The 21,792-nt window shown below is 65.9% G+C and carries 18 protein-coding genes and 1 pseudogene; 12 read left to right on the top strand and 7 right to left on the bottom strand.

Translation table 11 applies throughout. From position 1 onward, the window contains the following. Positions 1 to 21: 21 nt before the first annotated feature. The 11 genes from nuoD to nuoN all read left to right on the top strand — a co-directional run bounded on the left by nuoD (position 22) and on the right by nuoN (position 13,961). The gene (nuoD, locus tag G6N68_RS05510; protein WP_163708888.1) at positions 22 to 1,323 is read left to right on the top strand and encodes an NADH dehydrogenase (quinone) subunit D; all 1,302 of its coding nucleotides are present in this window, start codon (positions 22 to 24) and stop codon (positions 1,321 to 1,323) included. Then, the gene (gene nuoE, locus G6N68_RS05505) at positions 1,320 to 2,120 is read left to right on the top strand and encodes an NADH-quinone oxidoreductase subunit NuoE (RefSeq protein WP_163708885.1); all 801 of its coding nucleotides are present in this window, start codon (positions 1,320 to 1,322) and stop codon (positions 2,118 to 2,120) included. Before nuoD ends, nuoE begins: the two co-directional genes overlap by 4 nt. Continuing rightward, positions 2,117 to 3,448 (top strand): NADH-quinone oxidoreductase subunit NuoF, encoded by a 1,332-nt coding sequence (gene nuoF / locus G6N68_RS05500; protein WP_163708882.1) that lies wholly within the window; start codon positions 2,117 to 2,119, stop codon positions 3,446 to 3,448. Before nuoE ends, nuoF begins: the two co-directional genes overlap by 4 nt. Before the next feature lie 73 nt (positions 3,449 to 3,521). Next, positions 3,522 to 5,936: an NADH-quinone oxidoreductase subunit G gene (locus tag G6N68_RS05495; protein ID WP_263991915.1), complete on the top strand. Its 2,415-nt coding sequence runs from the start codon at positions 3,522 to 3,524 to the stop codon at positions 5,934 to 5,936. After that, positions 5,933 to 7,195, top strand: a complete 1,263-nt coding sequence (gene nuoH, locus G6N68_RS05490; RefSeq protein ID WP_163708880.1) for an NADH-quinone oxidoreductase subunit NuoH — start codon at positions 5,933 to 5,935, stop codon at positions 7,193 to 7,195. The genes G6N68_RS05495 and nuoH overlap by 4 nt, the downstream gene beginning before the upstream one ends. After that, complete coding sequence (gene nuoI, locus G6N68_RS05485) at positions 7,188 to 7,793, top strand: NADH-quinone oxidoreductase subunit NuoI (RefSeq protein WP_371871538.1); 606 nt, start codon at positions 7,188 to 7,190, stop codon at positions 7,791 to 7,793. Before nuoH ends, nuoI begins: the two co-directional genes overlap by 8 nt. Further along, positions 7,790 to 8,578: an NADH-quinone oxidoreductase subunit J gene (locus tag G6N68_RS05480; protein WP_163708877.1), complete on the top strand. Its 789-nt coding sequence runs from the start codon at positions 7,790 to 7,792 to the stop codon at positions 8,576 to 8,578. The genes nuoI and G6N68_RS05480 overlap by 4 nt, the downstream gene beginning before the upstream one ends. Further along, positions 8,575 to 8,874, top strand: coding sequence for an NADH-quinone oxidoreductase subunit NuoK (nuoK, locus tag G6N68_RS05475; protein ID WP_163708874.1), 300 nt, complete (start codon positions 8,575 to 8,577; stop codon positions 8,872 to 8,874). Before G6N68_RS05480 ends, nuoK begins: the two co-directional genes overlap by 4 nt. A gap of 10 nt (positions 8,875 to 8,884) precedes the next feature. Further along, the gene (gene nuoL / locus G6N68_RS05470) at positions 8,885 to 10,774 is read left to right on the top strand and encodes an NADH-quinone oxidoreductase subunit L (RefSeq protein WP_163708871.1); all 1,890 of its coding nucleotides are present in this window, start codon (positions 8,885 to 8,887) and stop codon (positions 10,772 to 10,774) included. Then, on the top strand, positions 10,771 to 12,378 hold the full coding sequence (locus tag G6N68_RS05465) for an NADH-quinone oxidoreductase subunit M (protein ID WP_163708869.1): 1,608 nt from the start codon (positions 10,771 to 10,773) through the stop codon (positions 12,376 to 12,378). Before nuoL ends, G6N68_RS05465 begins: the two co-directional genes overlap by 4 nt. After that, complete coding sequence (nuoN, locus tag G6N68_RS05460; protein ID WP_163708867.1) at positions 12,375 to 13,961, top strand: NADH-quinone oxidoreductase subunit NuoN; 1,587 nt, start codon at positions 12,375 to 12,377, stop codon at positions 13,959 to 13,961. The genes G6N68_RS05465 and nuoN overlap by 4 nt, the downstream gene beginning before the upstream one ends. 88 nt (positions 13,962 to 14,049) lie before the next feature. Here nuoN and G6N68_RS31770 read toward each other — a convergent pair. From G6N68_RS31770 to G6N68_RS05425, 7 genes and pseudogenes are all read right to left on the bottom strand, one after another. Next, positions 14,050 to 14,307 (bottom strand): annotated as a pseudogene (locus G6N68_RS31770) (PPE domain-containing protein); the annotation flags it as partial. Next, positions 14,304 to 15,956: a PE family protein gene (locus G6N68_RS05450; protein WP_163708861.1), complete on the bottom strand. Its 1,653-nt coding sequence runs from the start codon at positions 15,954 to 15,956 to the stop codon at positions 14,304 to 14,306. The pseudogene G6N68_RS31770 and the gene G6N68_RS05450, both read right to left, overlap by 4 nt. Positions 15,957 to 16,222: 266 nt before the next feature. Beyond that, a complete protein-coding gene (locus tag G6N68_RS05445) occupies positions 16,223 to 16,663 on the bottom strand; it encodes a hypothetical protein (protein WP_163708857.1) in 441 nt (146 codons plus the stop codon). Between the two features lie 9 nt (positions 16,664 to 16,672). Continuing rightward, positions 16,673 to 17,926, bottom strand: a complete 1,254-nt coding sequence (locus G6N68_RS05440) for a DUF58 domain-containing protein (protein ID WP_163708854.1) — start codon at positions 17,924 to 17,926, stop codon at positions 16,673 to 16,675. Beyond that, positions 17,923 to 18,900 carry an AAA family ATPase gene (locus G6N68_RS05435; RefSeq protein WP_163708852.1) on the bottom strand — a complete coding sequence of 326 codons (978 nt, stop codon included), beginning with the start codon at positions 18,898 to 18,900 and terminating at the stop codon, positions 17,923 to 17,925. The genes G6N68_RS05440 and G6N68_RS05435 overlap by 4 nt, the downstream gene beginning before the upstream one ends. Positions 18,901 to 18,920: 20 nt before the next feature. Then, a complete protein-coding gene (locus G6N68_RS05430) occupies positions 18,921 to 19,403 on the bottom strand; it encodes a hypothetical protein (protein WP_163708849.1) in 483 nt (160 codons plus the stop codon). After that, entirely contained in the window at positions 19,400 to 20,365 is a 966-nt protein-coding gene (locus G6N68_RS05425) for a DUF4129 domain-containing protein (RefSeq protein WP_163718214.1), read from the bottom strand. The genes G6N68_RS05430 and G6N68_RS05425 overlap by 4 nt, the downstream gene beginning before the upstream one ends. A gap of 140 nt (positions 20,366 to 20,505) precedes the next feature. Here G6N68_RS05425 and G6N68_RS05420 point away from each other — a divergent pair, with 140 nt between their 5' ends. Further along, entirely contained in the window at positions 20,506 to 21,792 is a 1,287-nt protein-coding gene (locus G6N68_RS05420; RefSeq protein ID WP_163708847.1) for an HNH endonuclease, read from the top strand.

Genomic DNA, 21,792 nt, shown 5'->3' with positions numbered 1-21,792 from the left:
GCGAAAAGACGGAAAAGAAGAATGACCGACACCGCCGAGACAGTCCTGTTGGCCGGCGGCCAGGACTGGGATCAAGTCATCGAAGCTGCACGCAACGCGGATCCCGGCGAACGCATCGTCGTCAACATGGGGCCCCAGCACCCGTCCACCCATGGGGTGTTGCGGCTGATCCTCGAGATCGAAGGCGAAACCATCACCGAGGTCCGGTGTGGAATCGGCTACTTGCACACCGGAATCGAGAAGAACCTGGAATTTCGGTACTGGACCCAGGGCGTCACGTTCGTGACCCGGATGGATTACCTGTCACCGTTTTTCAACGAGGTCGCGTACTGCCTGGGCGTGGAGAAGCTGCTCGGCATCACCGACGAAATCCCGGAGCGGGTCAACATCATTCGGGTGATGCTGATGGAGCTCAACCGAATCTCGTCGCACCTGGTCGCGTTGGCCACCGGCGGCATGGAGCTTGGCGCGATGACCGCCATGTTCATCGGCTTCCGGGCGCGCGAGATCGTGCTGACCATCTTCGAACACATCACCGGTCTGCGGATGAACCACGCGTACATCCGCCCGGGTGGGCTGGCGCAGGACCTGCCACCCAATGCGGTTGACTACATCGCCGAATCGCTCGAGGCACTGAAGGTCCCGCTGCGCGAGATGGGCGAGTTGCTCAACGAAAACGCCATCTGGAAAGCGCGCACCCAGGACATCGGCTACCTGGACCTGGCGGGGTGTATGGCGCTGGGCGTCACCGGCCCGATCCTGCGCTCCACCGGCTTGCCGCACGACTTGCGTAGGGCCGAACCCTACTGCGGGTACGAGAACTACGACTTCGATGTGATCACCGACGACTCGTGTGATTCGTACGGGCGCTACATGATTCGCGTCAAAGAGATGTGGGAGTCAGTGAAGATCGTCGAGCAGTGTCTGGACAAGCTGCGGCCGGGGCCGACCATGGTCGAGGACCGCAAGATCGCCTGGCCGGCCGACCTGTACGTCGGACCCGACGGCATGGGCAATTCACCCGAACACATTGCCAAGATCATGGGCGGTTCCATGGAGGCGCTGATCCACCACTTCAAGCTGGTCACCGAGGGCATCCGGGTTCCGGCCGGCCAGGTCTACGTGGCCGTCGAGTCACCACGCGGCGAACTCGGTGTGCATATGGTCAGCGACGGCGGTACCCGCCCCTACCGTGTGCACTACCGGGATCCATCCTTCACCAACCTGCAGTCGGTGGCAGCGATGTGCGAGGGCGCGATGGTGGCCGACCTGATCACCGCGGTCGCCAGCATCGACCCGGTCATGGGCGGGGTGGACCGATGACGGAGCCGGGTTCGGGGGGCGTTCAAAACGGGGGGGCCGGGGAGCGGGTTTTCATCCGCCTGGGACCGCCGCCGGAGGAGCCCAACCAATTCTTGGTCGAGGGCGCCCCGCAGTCGTATCCGCCCGACGTGCAGGCCCGCCTCGAGGTCGAGGCGAAGGAGATCATCGGACGCTACCCGAGCAAGCGCTCGGCGCTGCTGCCGTTGCTGCACCTGGTACAGGGCGAGGATTCCTACCTGACGCCGGCGGGTCTGCAGTTCTGCGCCGAACAGCTCGGACTGACCGGCGCTGAAGTGTCGGCGGTGGCGTCCTTCTACACCATGTATCGCCGCGGCCCCACCGGCAAATACCTGGTCGGCGTCTGCACCAACACCTTGTGCGCTGTCATGGGCGGCGACGCCATCTTCGACGACCTCAAGGAACACCTCGGCGTCGGCAACGACGAGACCACCGAAGACGGGTCGGTCACCCTGCAACACATCGAGTGCAACGCGGCCTGCGACTACGCGCCGGTGGTGATGGTGAACTGGGAGTTCTTCGACAACCAGACCGTGGAGTCCGCGCGCGAACTCGTCGACTCGCTGCGCACCGAACAGCCCAAAGCACCCACTCGCGGCGCCCCGCTGTGTACGTTCCGCCAGACGTCGCGCATCCTGGCCGGCCTGCCCGACCCTCGCCCCGACGAAGGGCAGGGCGGCGCGGGCGAGGCCACGTTGGCCGGTTTGCGGGTGGCGCAGGAGAACGGCATGGAGGCGCCCGAGGCCAACTCGGAGAACAAATCGGAGGCCGGCCAATGACCAGCGCCCCGGCGACGCCGCTGACCCCAGTGCTCAGCCGCTTCTGGGACGACCCCCAATCCTGGACCCTGGAAACGTACCTGCGCCACGACGGCTACAAGGGCCTGGAAAAGGCGCTGGCCATGGAGCCCGACGCCGTGATCGCTGCGGTCAAGGACTCGGGCCTGCGCGGACGCGGTGGAGCCGGCTTCTCGACCGGCACCAAGTGGTCCTTCATTCCGCAGGGCGACAGCGGTCCGGCGGCCAAGCCGCACTATCTGGTGGTCAACGCCGACGAGTCGGAACCGGGTACGTGCAAAGACATTCCGTTGATGTTGGCGACCCCGCACGTGCTCGTCGAGGGCGTCATCATCGCCTCGTACGCGATTCGGGCCAGCCACGCGTTCATCTACGTGCGCGGTGAGGTGGTGCCGGTGCTGCGCAGGCTGCAAAATGCGGTGGCCGAGGCCTACGCCGCCGGCTACCTCGGTCGCGACATCAAGGGTTCCGGCTTCGATTTGGAACTGGTGGTCCACGCGGGAGCCGGCGCCTACATCTGCGGCGAGGAGACGGCGCTGCTGGACTCGCTGGAAGGCCGGCGCGGCCAGCCGCGGCTGCGGCCACCCTTCCCCGCCGTGGCCGGGCTGTACGGCTCGCCGACGGTGATCAACAACGTCGAGACCATCGCCAGCGTGCCGTCGATCATCTTCAACGGCGTCGACTGGTTCCGGTCCATGGGTAGCGAGAAATCGCCTGGCTTCACGCTGTATTCGTTGTCCGGACACGTGACCCGCCCCGGCCAGTACGAGGCACCGCTGGGCATCACGTTGCGCGAGTTGCTCGACTACGCCGGCGGCATTCGGGCGGGGCACCGGCTCAAGTTCTGGACACCCGGTGGATCCTCGACGCCGCTGCTCACCGATGAGCACCTCGACATACCGCTGGACTACGAGGGCGTCGGCGCGGCCGGCTCGATGCTGGGCACCAAGGCGCTGGAAATCTTCGACGAGACCACCTGCGTGGTACGCGCGGTGCGACGGTGGACGGAGTTCTACAAGCACGAGTCGTGCGGCAAGTGCACGCCGTGCCGGGAGGGCACGTTCTGGCTGGACAAGATCTATGCGCGGCTGGAGAACGGCGGCGGCACCCGCGAGGACATCGACAAATTGTCCGACATCGCCGACGCCATTCTGGGAAAGTCGTTCTGCGCGTTGGGCGATGGCGCCGCCAGCCCAGTGATGTCGTCGATCAAGCATTTCCGCGACGAATACATCGCCCACATCGAAAAGGGCGGCTGCCCCTTCGACCCTCGAGACTCGATGTTGACGCCGAATGGAGCTAATGCGTGACCGCGCCGACGACGATGCAGAGCAGGAAAGCGATGTGGGGGCACCTCCCGCTCGCGGGGGAGAGGAGCGGCGCGTGACGACACAGTCCGCCGACACTGAAAACCGGCTGGCCCAGCCGGAAATGGTGACGCTGACTATCGACGACGTCGAAATCAGCGTCCCCAAGGGGACTTTGGTGATCCGCGCAGCCGAGCTGATGGGCATCCAGATCCCCCGGTTCTGCGACCATCCGCTGCTGGACCCGGTCGGCGCCTGCCGGCAGTGCCTGGTTGAGGTTGAGGGACAACGCAAGCCGCTGGCCTCCTGCACCACCGTGGCCACCGACGACATGGTGGTGCGCACCCAACTCACCTCGAGCGCGGCCGACAAGGCCCAGCACGGCGTGATGGAGCTGCTGCTGATCAACCATCCGCTGGACTGCCCGATGTGCGACAAGGGCGGCGAATGCCCACTGCAGAACCAGGCAATGTCCAACGGGCGCACCGATTCTCGCTTCACCGACGCCAAGCGCACCTTCGCCAAGCCGATCAACATCTCGTCGCAGGTCCTGCTGGACCGTGAGCGCTGCATCCTGTGCGCGCGCTGCACGCGGTTCTCCGAGCAGATCGCGGGAGATCCGTTCATCGACATGCAGGAACGCGGCGCGCTGCAGCAGGTCGGCATCTACGCCGACCAGCCGTTCGAGTCCTACTTCTCCGGCAACACGGTGCAGATCTGCCCGGTCGGGGCACTGACCGGAACGGCCTACCGATTCCGGGCGCGCCCGTTCGACCTGGTTTCCAGCCCGAGCGTGTGCGAGCACTGTGCATCCGGATGCGCCCAGCGCACCGATCACCGCCGCGGCAAGGTGCTGCGCCGGCTCGCCGGCGACGACCCGGAAGTCAACGAGGAGTGGAACTGCGACAAGGGCCGGTGGGCCTTCACCTACGAGACCCAGCCGGATGTCATCACCACTCCCCTGATCCGTGACAGCGACGGCACGCTGCAACCGGCGTCCTGGGCGCACGCGATGGTGGCGGCGGCTCAAGGGCTGGACGCGGCGCGCGGCCGCGCGGGTGTCCTGGTCGGCGGGCGGGTCACCTGGGAGGACGCCTACGCCTATTCCAAGTTCGCGCGAATCGTGTTGCATACCAACGACATCGATTTCCGCGCCCGGCCCCACTCGGCGGAGGAGGCGGACTTCCTCGCGGCACGGGTCGCCGGACGCCCGGTCAGCGTCAGCTACTCCGACTTGGAGTCGGCGCCCGTGGTCCTGCTCGTCGGGTTCGAACCGGAAGAAGAGTCACCCATCGTCTTCCTGCGCCTGCGAAAGGCGGCCCGCAAGCGCTCGCTTCCGGTGTACGCGATCGCGCCGTTCGCCACCCGCGCGCTGCAGAAAATGTCCGGCCGGCTGCTGAAAGCCCGCCCGGGCGAAGAGCCTTCGGTGCTCGACGGACTCGCGACCGGTGAGCTCGCAGACCTGCTGGCCAAGCCCGGCGCCGTCATCCTGGTCGGGGAACGACTGGCCACGGTGCCCGGCGGATTGTCCGCGGCCGCGCGGTTGGCCGACGCTACCGGAGCCCGGCTGGCCTGGGTGCCACGGCGGGCCGGTGAACGCGGTGCGCTGGAAGCCGGGGCCCTGCCGGGGCTGCTGCCCGGCGGACGCCCGGTGGCCGACGACAACGCCCGATCGCAGGTGACTGCCGCCTGGCATGTCGACGAATTGCCCTCCGAGCCGGGGCGCGACGCCGAGGGCATCCTTGCCGCCGCCGCAGACGGTTCACTCGGGGCGTTGGTCGTGGGCGGTATCGAGCCGGGCGACTTCGCCGACCCGGACGCGGTGCTGGCCGCGCTGGACGCCGCCGGCTTCGTGGTGAGCCTGGAACTGCGGCACAGCGAGGTCACCGAACGCGCCGACGTGGTGTTCCCAATCGCGCCCGCGTCACAGAAGGCCGGCGCCTTCGTCGACTGGGAAGGTCGGTACCGCGGTTTCGAGCCCGCGCTGCGCGGCACCACTCAAACGGCCCGACAGTCCGATCACCGGGTGCTCGACTCGCTGGCCGACGAGTTTGGTGTCTACCTCGGCACGACCAGCGTCGAGACGGCCCGTGAGGAACTGGCTGCGCTGGGCACCTGGGACGGCCAGCGCCCGGCAGCTCCGAACATCGATGCGCCGAGCCCGGCCCAACCTGAGGCGGGTCAGGCCGTCCTGACCGGCTGGCGGATGCTGCTCGACAAGGGCCGCCTGCAGGACGGCGAACCGCACCTGGCCGGTACCGCACGCAGACCCGTGGTGCGCCTGTCCCCCGATACGGCGGCCGAGATCAATGCCGCTGACGGCGACGAGGTGACAGTGAGCACGCCGCGCGGCTCGATCACCTTGCCGCTCAACATCACCGACATGCCTGACCGGGTGGTGTGGCTTCCGTTGAACTCGGAGGGCTCAGCGGTGCACCGCCAGCTGGGCGTGACCATCGGCAGCATCGTAAATATTGGAGTGTCGTCATGACTTCGCCGATCTTCGGACACGACCCCTGGTGGCTGGTGGGCGCCAAGGTGTTGGTCGTCTTTGCGTTCCTGATGCTGACGGTGCTGGTGGCGATCCTGGCCGAACGCAAACTGCTGGGTCGGATGCAATTGCGCCCGGGTCCGAACCGGGTGGGACCGAAGGGCGCCCTGCAGAGCTTGGCCGACGGGGTCAAGCTGGCGCTCAAGGAAAGCATCACCCCGGGCGGCATCGACAAGTTCGTTTACTTTGCGGCGCCTGTTATTTCGGCGATCCCGGCGTTCACCGCCTTCGCGGTCATCCCGTTCGGTCCCGAGGTCTCGGTGTTCGGCCACCGCACCCCCTTGCAACTCACCGATCTGCCGGTGGCCGTGTTGTTCATCCTCGCCATGTCCGCGGTCGGCGTGTACGGGATCGTGCTGGGCGGTTGGGCATCTGGGTCTACCTACCCGCTGTTGGGCGGGGTGCGGTCCACGGCACAGGTGATTTCCTATGAGGTCGCCATGGGGCTGTCGTTCGCGGCGGTGTTCCTCTACGCCGGCAGCATGTCCACCTCGGAGATCATCGCCAAACAGGACCGAGTCTGGTACATCTTCCTGCTGGCACCGTCGTTCGTCGTCTACCTGGTCTCGATGGTGGGTGAAACCAACCGGGCGCCCTTCGACCTGCCCGAGGCCGAAGGCGAGCTGGTCGCCGGCTTCCACACCGAGTACTCGTCGCTGAAGTTCGCGATGTTCATGCTCGCCGAATACGTCAACATGACAACGGTTTCGGCGTTGGCCGCGACCATGTTCCTGGGCGGCTGGCGTGCCCCGTGGCCGCTGAACATGTGGGCCGGCGCCAACACCGGCTGGTGGCCGGTGCTCTGGTTCGTCGGCAAGGTGTGGCTGTTCCTGTTCATCTACTTCTGGCTGCGCGCCACGCTGCCCCGGCTGCGTTACGACCAATTCATGGCGCTGGGCTGGAAATTGCTGATTCCGGTGTCCCTGATCTGGGTGATGATCGCGGGCATCATCCGTGCGGCGAAGAACGAGGGTTTCCAGTACTGGACCCCGACCTTGGTCGTCAGCAGTGCTGTCGTCGCGATCTGGCTGGTGTTCTGGCTGCGAAAGCCGTTCAGCGCGCCGAGTGCTCGCGCATCAGCACGGCAGGAACGCAAGCAACTTAAGCAACGCGAGGCCGAACTGGCCGACGTTGCCGCCGACGAGTGGCCGACTTTCCCCACCCCGCCGCTGCCGACAAAGGAGAAAGTCCGTGGCTAAGTTTTTAGACGCCATCGCCGGTTTCGGCGTGACGTTCGGTTCGATGTTCAAAAAGACCGTCACCGAGGAGTATCCGGAGAAGCCCGGCCCGGTCGCACCGCGCTACCACGGCAGGCACCAACTCAACCGGTACCCCGACGGCCTGGAGAAATGCATCGGCTGCGAGCTGTGCGCCTGGGCCTGCCCGGCCGACGCGATCTACGTCGAGGGCGCGGACAACACCGAAGAGCAACGGTTTTCGCCCGGGGAACGCTACGGCCGCGTGTACCAGATCAACTACCTGCGCTGCATCGGTTGCGGCCTGTGCATCGAGGCGTGCCCCACTCGAGCACTGACGATGACCAACAACTACGAGATGGCCGACGACAACCGGGCCGACCTGATCTACGAGAAGGACCGACTGCTGGCTCCCCTGCTGCCTGGCATGACAGCGCCGCCGCATCCCCGGACCGAGGGCGCCACCGACAAGGACTACTACCTGGGCAACGTGACCGCCGACGGCCTGCGGCGGCGCGATGGCGCCGGGCCTGACGCGCAAGCCGACACCAAAGCCGACGCGAAAGCCGACACCAAAGCCGAAGCCGGAGCAGCGAAGTGATCACCACACTTGCTCACGACGTCATCACTCGCACCTCGACCGGCGAGGCCGTGATGTTCTGGGTGTTGGGCACGATCGCAGTGCTTGGCGCGCTCGGGGTGGTGTTGGCCGTCAACGCCGTGTACTCGGCGATGTATCTGGCGCTGACCATGATCATCCTGGCCGTGTTCTACATCGCCCAGGACGCACTGTTTTTGGGCGTCGTCCAAGTGGTGGTCTACACCGGCGCGGTCATGATGCTGTTCTTGTTCGTGCTGATGCTGATCGGTGTGGACTCGGCGGAATCGCTGAAGGAGACACTGCGGGGCCAGCGCGTGGCCGCGGTGGCGACCGGAATCGGGTTCGGAATCCTGCTGATCGGCGGCATCGGCAACTACGCGACCGGCGGCTTCGACGGGCTGGCCACCGCGAACAACCAGGGCAACGTCGAAGGCCTCGCGGTGCTCATCTTCACGCGCTATTTGTGGGCGTTCGAATTGACCAGCGCACTGCTGATCACCGCCGCCGTCGGGGCGATGGTGTTGGCCCACCGGGAGCGCTTCGAGCGCCGCAAGACCCAGAAAGAGCTGTCGCAGGAGCGGTTCCGGCCGGGCGGCCATCCCACTCCCCTGCCCAGCCCTGGCGTCTACGCGCGCCACAATGCGGTGGACGTCGCCGCACTACTGCCCGACGGCTCCTACTCAGAGTTGTCCGTCTCGCGGCTCTTGCTGACCCGCGGAGCCGACGGCAAGCAAGCCCCCTCGCGCGAGGCTATCTCCGGTGTTTTCAAAGGCGGAAAATCATGAACCCGGCCAACTACCTTTACCTTTCGGCACTGCTGTTCACCATCGGCGCAGCGGGCGTGCTGTTGCGACGCAACGCGATCGTCATGTTCATGTGCGTCGAGCTCATGCTCAACGCCGTCAACCTGGCATTCGTCACGTTTTCACGCATGCACGGCAAGCTCGACGGACAGATGGTCGCGTTCTTCACGATGGTGGTGGCCGCCTGCGAGGTCGTGATCGGCCTGGCCATCATCATGACGATTTTCCGTGCCCGCAAATCGGCGTCGGTCGACGACGCGAATCTACTCAAAGGCTAAAAACGCCAAGATGACTGACTACACCTGGCTGTTGGTGGCGCTGCCCCTTGCTGGTGCCGCGATCTTGCTGTTCGGCGGTAGGCGAACGGACGCGTGGGGACATTGGTTGGGTTGCCTGGCGGCCCTGTCCGCGTTCGGGGTGGGCGCGACGCTGCTCGCGGATCTACTCAGTCGCGCCGCGGAGGACCGGACGATCCACCAAACGGTGTTCTCCTGGATTCCGGTCGGCGGGCTGCAGGTCGACTTCGGCTTGCAAATCGACCAGCTCTCAATGTGTTTCGTGCTGCTGATCTCCGGGGTCGGGTCGCTGATCCACATCTATTCGGTCGCCTACATGGCCGAAGACGAGGACCGCCGAAGGTTTTTCGGCTACCTCAACCTGTTCCTGGCCTCGATGCTGCTGCTGGTGATCGCCGACAACTACGTGCTGCTCTATGTCGGTTGGGAAGGCGTCGGCCTGGCGTCCTACCTGCTGATCGGGTTCTGGTACCACAAGCCGTCGGCGGCGACCGCGGCCAAGAAGGCGTTCGTGATGAACCGGGTCGGGGACGCCGGCCTGGCGCTGGCCATGTTCTTGATGTTCGCCACCTTTGGAACCGTCTCCTACAGCGGGGTGTTCGCCGGCGTACCGGCCGCTAGCGAGGCAGTGCTGAACGTGACGGGACTGCTGCTACTGCTCGGCGCCTGCGCGAAGTCCGCCCAGGTGCCCCTGCAGGCCTGGTTGGGCGACGCCATGGAAGGCCCGACCCCGGTGTCGGCGCTGATCCACGCGGCCACCATGGTGACCGCCGGCGTGTACCTGATCGTGCGCTCCAACCCGTTGTTCAACCTGGCCCCCGGCGCTCAACTGGCTGTCGTCATCGTCGGCGCCGTCACACTGATGCTCGGGGCGTTCATCGGCTGCGCGAAGGACGACATCAAACGCGCGCTGGCGGCCTCCACCATGAGCCAGATCGGCTACATGGTGCTGGCTGCCGGGCTGGGCCCCGCCGGCTACGCGTTCGCGATCATGCACCTGCTCACTCACGGCTTCTTCAAGGCCGGACTGTTCCTCGGGTCCGGCGCGGTGATCCACGCCATGCACGAAGAGCAGGACATGCGCCGCTACGGCGGCCTGCGTGCCGCACTTCCCATCACGTTCGTCACCTTCGGGCTGGGATACCTGGCGATCATCGGCGTGCCGCCGTTCGCCGGCTTCTTCTCCAAGGACGCCATCATCGAGGCCGCGCTGGGCGCCGGAGGCGTACGCGGCTACGTGCTGGGAGGTACCGCCCTGCTGGGTGCGGGGATCACCGCGTTCTACATGACCCGGGTGATGCTGATGACGTTCTTCGGCAAGAAGCGTTGGGCGCCGGAATCCCACCCCCACGAGGCGCCGGCCCTGATGACGTGGCCGATGATCCTGCTTGCCGTCGGCTCGGTGTTCTCCGGTGGCCTGTTCGCCATCGGCGGCACGCTGGCGCACTGGCTGGAACCCGTCGTCGGCGCCCACGAAGAGTCCGCACATGCAGTGCCCGCGTGGATCAGCACCACCCTGGCCCTATCGGTTGTGGTCATCGGTGTCGCGGTCGCCTACCGGATGTACGGCGGCAAAGCTGAAATCCCCAGGGTGGCCCCCGTTCGCGTCTCGCCGCTGACCACAGCCGCACGCGCCGACGCCTACGGTGATGCCTTCAACGAGGAGGTGTTCATGCGCCCAGGCGCGCAATTGACCAAAGCGCTGGTCACCATCGACGACGCGGGCGTGGACGGCTCGGTCAACTCACTGGCCGCGCTGATCAGCCGAACGTCGAATGGGCTGCGGCAACTGCAAACCGGGTTCGCCCGTAACTACGCGTTGTCGATGCTCGTGGGCGCGGTCGTGGTCGCCGCGGTGCTGCTGGCGGTGAACCTGTGGTGACGCACTTCGGTTGGCTTACCTGGTTGTGGCTGGCACCGCTGGCGGGCTCGATCGTCATCATCCTGATGCCGCCCGGGCTGCGGCAGGTAGCCAAGTGGACGGGTTTGGTTGTCAGTCTTGCGACCCTGGCGTTGGCGGCCAAGATCACCGTCGGCTTCAAGCCCGGCGGGGACACCTATCAGTTCTACGAAAAGCACGAGTGGATACCGGCTTTCGGCGCCGGCTACACCCTCGGTGTGGACGGCATCGCGGTGGTGCTGGTGATACTGACCGCCGTGCTGGTCCCGATACTGCTGATCGCGGGCTGGAACGACGCAGCTGGTGACGAGCGTGGCGAACGCAACCCGCGCGGCGTGCACGCCTATGTCGCCTTGACGCTCGCCATCGAGTCGATGGTGCTGATCTCCGTCGTCGCCCTGGACGTGCTGCTGTTCTACGTCTTCTTCGAGGCGATGCTCATCCCGATGTACTTCCTGATCGGCGGCTTCGGGCAGGGCGAGAACCGCTCGCGTGCCGCGGTGAAGTTCTTGCTGTACAACCTGTTCGGCGGGCTCATAATGCTGGCGGCGGTGATCGGGTTGTATGTGATCACCGCGCAGCACGGCGGCGGCACATTCGATTTCGTCGAAATCGTTCAAGGCGTGCGCGACGGGGGTCGCTTTGCCGACGTGGACCCGGCGGTATTCAAGGCGTTGTTCCTTGGGTTCATGTTCGCGTTCGCGATCAAGGCGCCACTGTGGCCGTTCCACCGCTGGCTGCCCGACGCCGCCGTCGAGTCCACACCGGCGACCGCCGTGTTGATCACTGCGGTGATGGACAAGGTCGGCACCTTCGGCATGCTGCGCTACTGCCTGCAGTTGTTCCCGGAAGCCTCAACGTATTTCCGTCCGGTGATCGTCACGCTGGCCATCATCGGCGTGATCTACGGCGCGATCGTGGCGATCGGCCAGACCGACATGATGCGCCTGATCGCCTACACCTCGATTTCGCACTTCGGCTTCATCATCGCCGGCATCTTCGTGATGACCACGCAGGGACAAAGCGGGTCGACGCTCTACATGCTCAACCACGGGATCTCCACCGCGGCGGTGTTCTTGATCGCGGGCTTCTTGGTGTCCCGCCGCGGCAGCAGGGCGATCGCCGACTACGGCGGCGTGCAGAAGGTGGCGCCCATCCTGGCCGGTACGTTCCTGGTCTCTTGCATGGCCACCCTGTCGCTGCCCGGCCTGGCCCCGTTCGTCAGCGAATTCCTGGTGCTGCTGGGCACTTTCAACCGTTACTGGCTGGCGGCGGCCTTCGGGGTGACCGCGCTGGTGTTGGCGGCGATCTACATGTTGTGGCTGTACCAGCGCACGATGACCGGGCCGCTGGCCGCGGGCAACGAAAAGATTCGTGACCTGGTGCCGCGCGAAATAGTTGTCGTCGCACCGCTGTTGGCGCTGCTGTTCGTGCTCGGGGTCTACCCCAAGCCCGTGCTCGATGTCATCAACCCGGCGGTGGAAAGCACCATGCAGACCATCAATCAACATGATCCCTCGCCCACGGTGACGCCCCCAGGTTCCGGTGTGGGCGGCTCCCGGACAGCCCAAGGACCGCACCAATGATCCCTGCTCCCCATGTCGAGTATTTCGAGCTGTCGCCAATGCTCATCATCTTCGCCGTGGCGGTGGTGGGCGTGCTGGTGGAGGCGTTCGTACCGCGGCGTTTCCGGTACATCGCACAGGTGACGACATCACTTGCCGGGCTCGTCGCAGCATTCGTCGCGGTGGTCGCGGTGGCCAAGTCCATTCCGGCCTCGTCCTCCGGGCTGCGCGCGGTCGTCGGATCGATCGCCGTAGACCGACCGACGCTGTTCCTACAGGGCACGCTGTTGTTGGTCGCCGTTCTCGCGATCATCTTCATGGCCGAGCGCCAGGCACCCGCCGTTGCGACCAAAACGCCCGCCGCGGTGGGTAGCGCGCGCGGACTGGACTCGTTCACGCCGCAGGCCTCCGCGGTGCCCGGAAGTGACGCGGAGCGCGAGGCGGAGCGTGCGGGCAACGCGCAGACCGAGTTGTTCCCGCTGACGCTGTTGTCCGTCGGCGGCATGATGGTGTTCCCCGCGTCCAACGACCTGCTGACGATGTTCGTTGCGCTGGAAGTTCTTTCGCTGCCCCTGTACCTGATGTGTGGGCTGGCCCGGCATCGTCGCCTGCTCTCACAGGAGTCGGCGATGAAGTACTTCCTGCTGGGCGCGTTCTCGTCGGCGTTTTTCCTTTACGGTGTCGCCCTGCTGTACGGCGCGACCGGCGCCCTGACGTTGACCGGTATTCGGGATACCTTGGCGGCACAAAGTGATTCGTCCATGGCGCTGGTCGGTGTGGGGCTACTGTCGGTGGGCCTGCTGTTCAAGGTCGGTGCGGTGCCGTTCCACTCGTGGATTCCCGACGTGTACCAGGGCGCACCCACGCCCGTCACCGGGTTCATGGCGGCGGCCACCAAGGTCGCGGCGTTCGGTGCGCTGCTGCGGGTGGTCTACGTGGCGCTGCCGCCGCTGCACGATCAGTGGCGTCCGGTGCTGTGGGCGATCGCGATCCTGACGATGACGGTCGGCACGATCACCGCGGTGAACCAGACCGACGTCAAGCGCATGCTCGCCTACTCGTCGGTGGCCCACGTCGGGTTCATCCTGACCGGCGTGATCGCGGACAACCAGTCGGGGCTCGCGGGCACCTTGTTCTATCTGGTCGCCTACAGCTTCAGCACTGTCGGGGCCTTCGCCATTGTCGGCCTGGTCCGCGACGCCAAGGGCGTCGAGGACGCCACGCTGTCGCACTGGGCGGGACTGGGCCAGCGCAGCCCCATTGTGGGCGTGATGCTTTCGATGTTCCTGCTGGCCTTCGCCGGCATCCCGTTGACCAGCGGATTCGTCAGCAAGTTCGCGGCATTCAAGGCGGCGGCCGAGGGCGGCGCGGTGCCGCTGGTCATCCTTGGTGTGATCTCGAGTGCGGTGGCCGCGTACTTCTACGTCCGGGTGATCGTCTCGATGTTCTTCACCGAGCCGACCGATGACACACCGCAAGTGGTGGCGCCCGGCGTGTTGGCCAAGGCGGCCATTGCGGTATGTGCTTTGGTCACAGTGATTTTGGGCATCCTGCCGCAGTCGGTGCTGGACCTCGCCAACAACGCCGCGCAGTTGCTGCACTGAGTTCGACTACGGTGGGCCGAAAATGCCTGCCCGGTCGTCGCCTTGGTTGAAGAGTCCCGCGGAACCGTTTCCTGAGTTTCCGATGCCGCTGGACCACGGCGTTGGCCTGGGCCGACGCTCCGGCGGCTTGACTGGCCGCGGCGCTTAACCACCTCGCGTACGGCGCCGCCGCGGTCGCCATTGCAGTGGCGGCCGGACCTTGCCACGCCTGGCCGGTCAGCCCCGAGGTGACCGCCGCGAAGGACTCCGCAACCGCCCCCAGCTCATCGGCCAGCGCCGTCCAGGCTCCGGCTGCCGCCAGCATCGGCGCCGCTCCGGCCCCCGCAAATATGCCCGAATTCGTCAGGCAAACAGAGCTTGCAAGGCGGTGATGTTCTCCGACAGCGCCTTCCCGATGACCAGGAGCTCGACGATGCCCGCGACGGTGGCCAACCCGACGTCGGCCGCCAGCGGGTACCCGAGTGCGTTGATCAGGTTGCCCTTTGCGAGTTCGCTCAGGAAGAGCTGAGCGTTGTACAGGGGCATTGTCGTGGCGAAGGCCAAGGCGGTGTCCGCGGTGGGAAGGAGCACGGCATAGTCGGTCGAGATGATCTCGGCGGCCGTGTTCACAACCTCTTCTGGCGCCGGCAGTTTGGCCACCGCGTTGACGAAGTCGACCGGTTGCGGCGGTATCAATGCGGGCACCGTGGGCGGATTCGCGGACAAGGATTGCAACTCGAGGTTGAAGTCGTGGATGCCCTGCTGGGTCCCGGCGCTGAACGCCTCGACGAGGGTTTGTGGGCTGACTTCAGGGAATAAGCCGAACGGGGTCTGCACGTCGGCGTAGCCCGTGGAGTAGCCGTGGTAGGGGTCGCCGTAGCCGAGGTTGACGATCACTTCCACATTGGGCTCGATCAAGGCGGCCAGCGGCCGGCCGATGACGGGTATCGCCCGTAGCGGGGTGAGAATCGGCAACTCGTCCGTCGGGATCATGTAGTAGTAGGTCTTGCCGCCGTTCTCGTAGTACCCGGGTGATGTCTCCAACTGGATGGCGTTGGCCACTTGCGCCGGGGTGAGGTCCAGATACTTGGTGTGTACGGTGGCGATGCCGATTACCGCGTTGAGGTCGGAGATGAAGTTGAGCGGATATCGCGGGAAGGACGCGAAACCGTCGTACTCCTGCGTGTAGATGGCCGTGTTGTAGAGCGTGTCCGACGGCGTCGCACCGTAGAATGTCAAACCCAGAGTGGGGAGGGTGAGGTTCGGGAAGCGGGCCAGCAGACCGCCATTGGGGTTCATCTCATTGCCGACGAGGATGAAGTTGAGCATGTCGGGATTCGGTGACCCCATGGCGGCGAGCTTGTACATCAGCAGCGATGAGATGATCGCGCTTTGGGAGTATCCGAAAACGGTAGTGGACTCGCCGGCGGCGAATTGCGCTTGAACGTAATTCTCAAGAATCGTGAGGCCTTCGCTCACCGATTGATTCAGGGTCGAGCTTTTGACGCCCGTGATCGGATACAACTCTTCGGGCGTGAACAGGGTCGTCAGAATCCCGTTCGCGTGGACGTACAGCTCGTTGGCGAAGGTGACGTAGGCCGGGGGCGGTATGGGCACGCCGGTGGGTCCGATGAAGACCGCGGTGTTCAGGGCGGGGAACGGCGGCGGCGGAACGGCTGCCGCCAACGCGTTGGGGGCCGCGGCGGCGCCCAATGCGCCCTGCAGTGCAGTGACCGTCGCGAGTTCGGTTTGTACGTAAGCGTTTGCGGCGGCGGCCAGGGTCCGCTGGAACTGCGTCTGGAACGCTTCGACCTGGCCGACGACGGCTTGGAACTCTTTCCCGTACGCGCCAAACAGATTGGCGAAGGCGACCGACACCTCGTCGGCGGCGGCGGCCAGCAGATTGGAGGTGGGGGCAGCCGCGGCGGCGCTTGCCGCGGTCACGGTTGAACCTATGGTTTCAATGTCCGCTACGGCCGCGGTGACGATCTCCGGTTCGACAAGCAAAGATGTCATTTGTTCCCGTTCCCTCCCCTGTGGCCGGCATTCCGGCGTCATCGTATGACGACACCGTCAATTCTGTCCTGATTTTGCGCCATTTCTCGCGGGCGCGATTATTACACAGGGGCGGAATAGACTGGCGGCAATTGATAATTTGGGACGCCGGTACCAAGTTCGCCAATGCCCCTGTTGCCGAATCCGCTGTTGAAATCACCCAGGTTATTGGTACCAACCAGGCCGATACTGTTGTTCATGAAGCCAGCATTAATCGCGATGCTATTTCAACCCAGAAATGGGCGCGTTGCCAGCACGTAGATCGCCAACACCGCAAGTGGGGCCACCAACGGCAGCCACGGCAACTGCAACGGGAATGCCGTCGCGACCAGGCCGGCGAACGTGAACCCTGATGCCGCAACGATTGTCGGCGCGGTGATGACGACATCCGCGGCCGGCCCGGCATGCCGGCACACCAGATAGGCAACAGCGAAGAGCCCCGACAGCGTCACCAGCAAATACGACGGATCCGAAATCACGATCACCGCCATCGATAGGAGCACGGCCAGAGTTGCGGCCGGCCGAAACACGGTGCTTATTGCGACCGCTATCAACGCCGCCAATGCCAGCACAATTGCCGTGCCGTGGGATTCGAGCGCCGCCGCGGCGACCATCGGAAGGCCGAAGATCGGCGCCAGGGCACTGCCCCGTTGCAGCACAGCAGCCATCCCGCCCCCCTACGCCCGGCCACGCAGCCGACGGCGCCGGTCGGGCAACGCGCTCATCGCCTGATCGAGCGAGAAGTCACCCGGCCACGACAACACATCGACGCCGACGGTAGCCATGTCGCGGTACATCGCGAAGCGCTGCAGTGTCCACATCCGTACCACCAAGGGATCCTGCTCGTCCTCGAATGGCGAACCGGCCAGCACGTCGACCGCGACCACGACGTGCCCGCGCTTGCGCAAATCGATTAGCGCCAGCGCGAATTCGGTATCAAGCAGGGTGGAGAACGCGATGACGATCGCGCCCGCGGGCACGGCGGCGGGCGGTGCCAGTGTCCCGGTCGTGTGTTCGAAGTGGTCGCCGGCGTCCAGCACGGTATCGAGCACCCGGTAGAACTGGCGCTGACCAATGTCGGCGCCAAGCCAACGGGGGCGATTACCGCCGAGTGCGATTATCCCGGCGCGGTCGCCATTGCGCAGGGCGGTCTGCACCACTTGCGCTGCTCCGCGCGCTATCCGTTCGGTTGCCTCGGTCGCCGGGCCCGGCGGCTGCCGGTAGGTGTCGATCAGCACGATGACGTCGGCGGCGCGGTCGGTCAACCGTTGGGTCACGTGCAGTCGTCCGCGGCGTGCGCTGACCGCCCAGTTCACGGCGCGCAGCTGGTCGCCCGGGACGTACGGGCGAATGTCGGCATACTCGACGCCAGGCCCGATGTACCGGGTGAGATGGGCGCCCAGCCGGTCCAACAGGTCGGTCTGCGGAGTCGGTGTGGACTGTGGCGGGGTCAGCGGGAACACGAAAATGTGCGCGGCGTCGGCGAATCCGGTGCCACGCAACAGTCCACCGCGGGCGACGACGTCGACCCGGGCCCGGATCGGATAACGCCCCCAACGTGATGCCACCACCACAACGGTTTTCGAGTACCGACCGGTCGAGTCGATGACCTCGACCTCCATGCCGGGAAGAGCCGACACCGTGAGTTCGACCGCGCCGGATCCGGAATGGACTTCGGCCCACACCGTCACTCGGGACTGCTCGTCCTCGAAGCATCGCTGCGACGCAGGCTCCCCGTGCACCCGGACCGCCGGGGCGGGGCGCTGCCAACTGAGTGAGCTCAATACACCGAGAAATGGCGCCGCGAACGCAACCAGTTCCCAACGGCCGGCGATGACGGCGGCGGCCAAGGCCACCGCGCCGCAGGTGGCGATCGCCAGCGTCAGATGTGTTGCGCGCCAGCGTAATTCGACATCGAGAGTGGTTCTCAACCCGACCCGCCGTCAGCACCCTTGGCACGAGGGACAGGCAGGCGTCGCAGCAATTCCCCAACGACGTCGGCACCCTGAATCTTTCGCACCCACATCTCGGGACGCAACGTGATGCGGTGCGCGACTGCCGGAATGGCCAGCGCCTTGACGTCTTCGGGGATGACATAGTCCCTACCGAGCAGCAACGCCCGGGCGCGCGCGAGTTGGACCAGGTCGAGTTCGGCTCGCGGACTTGCACCCACGGCGACCTGCGGGTGGTGCCGCGTCGCCGTCGCCAGCGAGACCACGTAATGCAGGACGTCGTCGTGCACGGTCACCTGCTCGACCGACTCACGCATGGCCAGCAGATCGTGCGCGTCCACAACCTGATTGACCACCGGCTGGGCCGAACCCCGGTCGAGGCGGCGGCGCAGCATCGAGGTCTCATCGCTCTCCGAGAGGTAACGCAGCTCCATCCGAAGCGCAAACCGGTCGAGCTGCGCTTCCGGCAATGGATAAGTGCCTTCGTACTCGATCGGATTGTCGGTGGCCAGCACGATGAACGGCAGGGGCAGCGGGTGGGTGTGACCGTCGATGCTGACCTGGCCTTCGGCCATGGCCTCGAGCAACGCGGCCTGAGTCTTGGGCGGGGTTCGGTTGATCTCGTCGGCAAGCAGCAGGTTGGTGAAGATTGGTCCGCGCCGGAAATCGAAACGGCCGGATTGCATGTCGTAGATGGTCGAACCGAGAAGGTCGGCCGGCAGCAGGTCGGGAGTGAACTGAACGCGGGTGAACTGGAGCCCCAGCGCGGCGGCGAACGACCTGGCGATCAGCGTCTTACCGAGGCCGGGGAGATCTTCGATCAACACGTGCCCGCGAGCCAGGACGGCAGTGAGGATCAGCGTGAGGGCCGAGCGCTTTCCCACCACGACCCGTTCAATTTCGTCGAGCACCGCTTCACAGTGAGCGGTGGTGGTCGCGGCCGGTAGCGTCATGTCAAACCCGTTCCGTCATGTCAAACCTGTTCCAACCTTTGCAGAATGGTTTCCAATGCCCGACGGCCGGGTCCGGGACCGCGGTCGCCGGTGTGCGAGATGTTGTTGGGGTTAACCCATTCCCATAGCTCGGCGCCGAACAGCGTTTGCCCGGTCGCGTTGAAGGCCGCCGGGTCTTTCGTCTGGCTTTGGCCGGTAGCGATTTCGAAACGGCGGGCAAGCATGGGGCGCAGATGCCGGTCCCAGTCCGCCCGCGTCGACTCGGACCGACGGATTGTGGTTTCGGTGTTGGACAACCACCTACGCAAACCCTCGCCGAGATCGTCGGCATCGAAGTCGGTGTCGGGTCGGTTTCCGCTGCCGAGCACCCGCCGGATATTGAGTAGCACCAACGCCAGGGCCACGCCGGACGCGGCCAGCACGAGATGCCGAGCCTGCAGCACCAGTGTCAAAACCTCTATCCCGACAATGAGGCAGATGCCCAGGGCGATAAGCTTTTTCATGCTCGGCTCCGGGAGCTTCCAGCAAGTTCCTCGCGCACCAGCTGAAGGATCCGCACCGCCTCCTCGCGGTGCGCCTCGGTCATCACGTGAGGGCTGAACCGGGCCTCGACGAACAGGTTCACCAACAGGGCGGCGTTATCACCGTGCAACGCACGGCGACCCACAGCGCGGGCCAGAACTTCCGAGGGGGTGTCGCAGTCTTGCGGGGCGGCTCCGGGAACGGTCGCCAGCTCGCGCTCCATCGCCGCGTAGCACGCGATGATCGCCTCGCGTGGGTCGCGGCTGCGGTCAGCCATCTCGGCCAGGCCGACTTCGGCGGCACGGACCAGAGAATCGGAAGGCGCTTGCGGTGGCGGAGGTTCGAGGTCATCGTCGGCGGATGCACCGTCGGAATCCGGCGCCACTTGTGCGCGGCGCCGCGCGGCGACGGCCGCCCCGGCGATGACCATGAGAGCCAACGGAATTGAGCTTGCGAGAAGGATCTGCAGCACGCCACGGTTGCTGTCGTTGTTCTGGGACTGCTTGGGCGGTGTCGTGGTAGCGGGAGCGCCGACCGATGTCGTCGTGTTCGAATCCTGCTGTTGCTCAGGAGGACTGAGCTCGTAGGGCTGGAAGATTCGGGACAAGGCGAATGCGACAAGCAGCCAGGCCAAGATGACTGCGAGGCCGATCAGAATCACGCGCCAGCTGGGCCGAGCAGGACGGCCGCCCAGCATGCGAGACAGCTCCCCCGCGCTGGGCGCCACAGTGCGGGGGTCGCGCAGGCGGGCAATGATCGCGAACGCCATCATCGCCAATGTCCCGGCGAGCGACGCGACCAAGATGGTCATCGCCACCTTGCCGCCGCCGGCGTCGGCGAGCTGTCCGCCACTGGGCGGGGGGAGATATCCGCGCAGTGCGGCAGCCGTCAGAAACAGGAGCACGATCAGGGCCACCACGCGGCCTGTCGCGTTGCCGGACATCAGCCGACGACCAGCGAAACGTTGGCCGGCCAACGCAGCACTGAGGCTGGAGTGCGCCCCATGACCGAAGGCTAGCGACACTGGCCCGTCGCGGTCCAGTGGAGGTGGTGTCGTCGGGGGGGTCGGGTAGTATCGAACTTATGTTCGAACACGACATGTTTTCGCAGGTAGATCCGGACGCCGACGAGGCGCAACTGGTCGCGCGCATCACCGAGTTGGAGCGCGTCAAGTCCGCCGCCGCGGCCGGACAGGCACGCGCGGCGGCGGCACTCGACGCCGCCCGACGGGCCGCCGAGGCCGCCGCCGGTGTCGCTGCGGCCAAGCGGGGCCGCGGTCTGGGTAGCGAAATCGCCCTGGCCCGGCACGACTCCCCCGCTCGCGGCGGTCGGCACCTGGGGTTCGCGCGCGCCTTGGTCCACGAGATGCCGCACACCTTGGCCGCCCTGGAAAGCGGAGTGTTGTCGGAGTGGCGCGCCACCTTGATCGTGCGGGAGTCGGCCTGCCTGGACGTCGAGCACCGCCGCAAGCTCGATCAGGAACTGTGCGAGGACGCGACCAAGCTGGCGGGGATGGGCGATCGCCGGGTGGAAGCGGAGGCCAAGGCCATCGCCTACCGGCTGGACCCGCGCGCCGTGGTCGATCGTGCGGCCAAGGCCGAGCAGGACCGCACCGTGACCATCCGGCCCGCCCCCGACACCATGACCTGGGTCAGCGCGTTGTTGCCCGTGGCCAAGGGCGTCGCCGTGTTTGCCGCCCTGACGCGCGCCGCCAACACCACCTCTGACGGCCGCAGCCGGGGCCAGGTGATGGCCGACACCCTGATGGAGCGCATCACCGGCACGCCGGCCGATGTGGCGACGCCGGTCGCGCTCAACCTGGTGCTGTCGGATCAGGTGTTGTTCGGCGACGACTCGAGCCCCGCAGTGATCGACGGCCATGGCCCGATCCCGGCGCAAGTGGCGCGCAACCTGGTCGACAACGCCCTCGCCGACAAGCGGTCGTGGGCCACGCTGCGGCGGCTCTACGCCCGACCTGACACCGGCGCGCTGGTGGCGATGGAATCGCGGTCTCGACGGTTCCCCCGTGGCCTGGCCCACTTCGTCGGCGTGCGCGACCAGCGCTGCCGCACCCCGTACTGCGACGCCCGCATCCGACATCGCGACCACGCACAGCCACACCGGCGCGGCGGAAAGACGACCGCGGACAACGGCACCGGCTTGTGCGAACTGTGCAACTACGCGAAGGAGGCACCGGGCTGGCAGGTGACGGCAGGCAACGAAAACGGTAGACACACCGTCCGTTTCAAGACGCCGACGGGAACCTGCCACCTATCCATCGCGCCACCGCTGCCCGGCTACCCACTTATCGACGTCAGCGAAGTGGAGACCGCGATCGGCGTCGAGCTCGTCAATCTGCACGCCGCTTGA

Source organism: Mycobacterium bourgelatii (assembly GCF_010723575.1).
In the GTDB taxonomy this organism is placed as follows: Bacteria; Actinomycetota; Actinomycetes; order Mycobacteriales; family Mycobacteriaceae; genus Mycobacterium; species Mycobacterium bourgelatii.
This window is presented reverse-complemented; position numbering and strand designations above follow the sequence as displayed.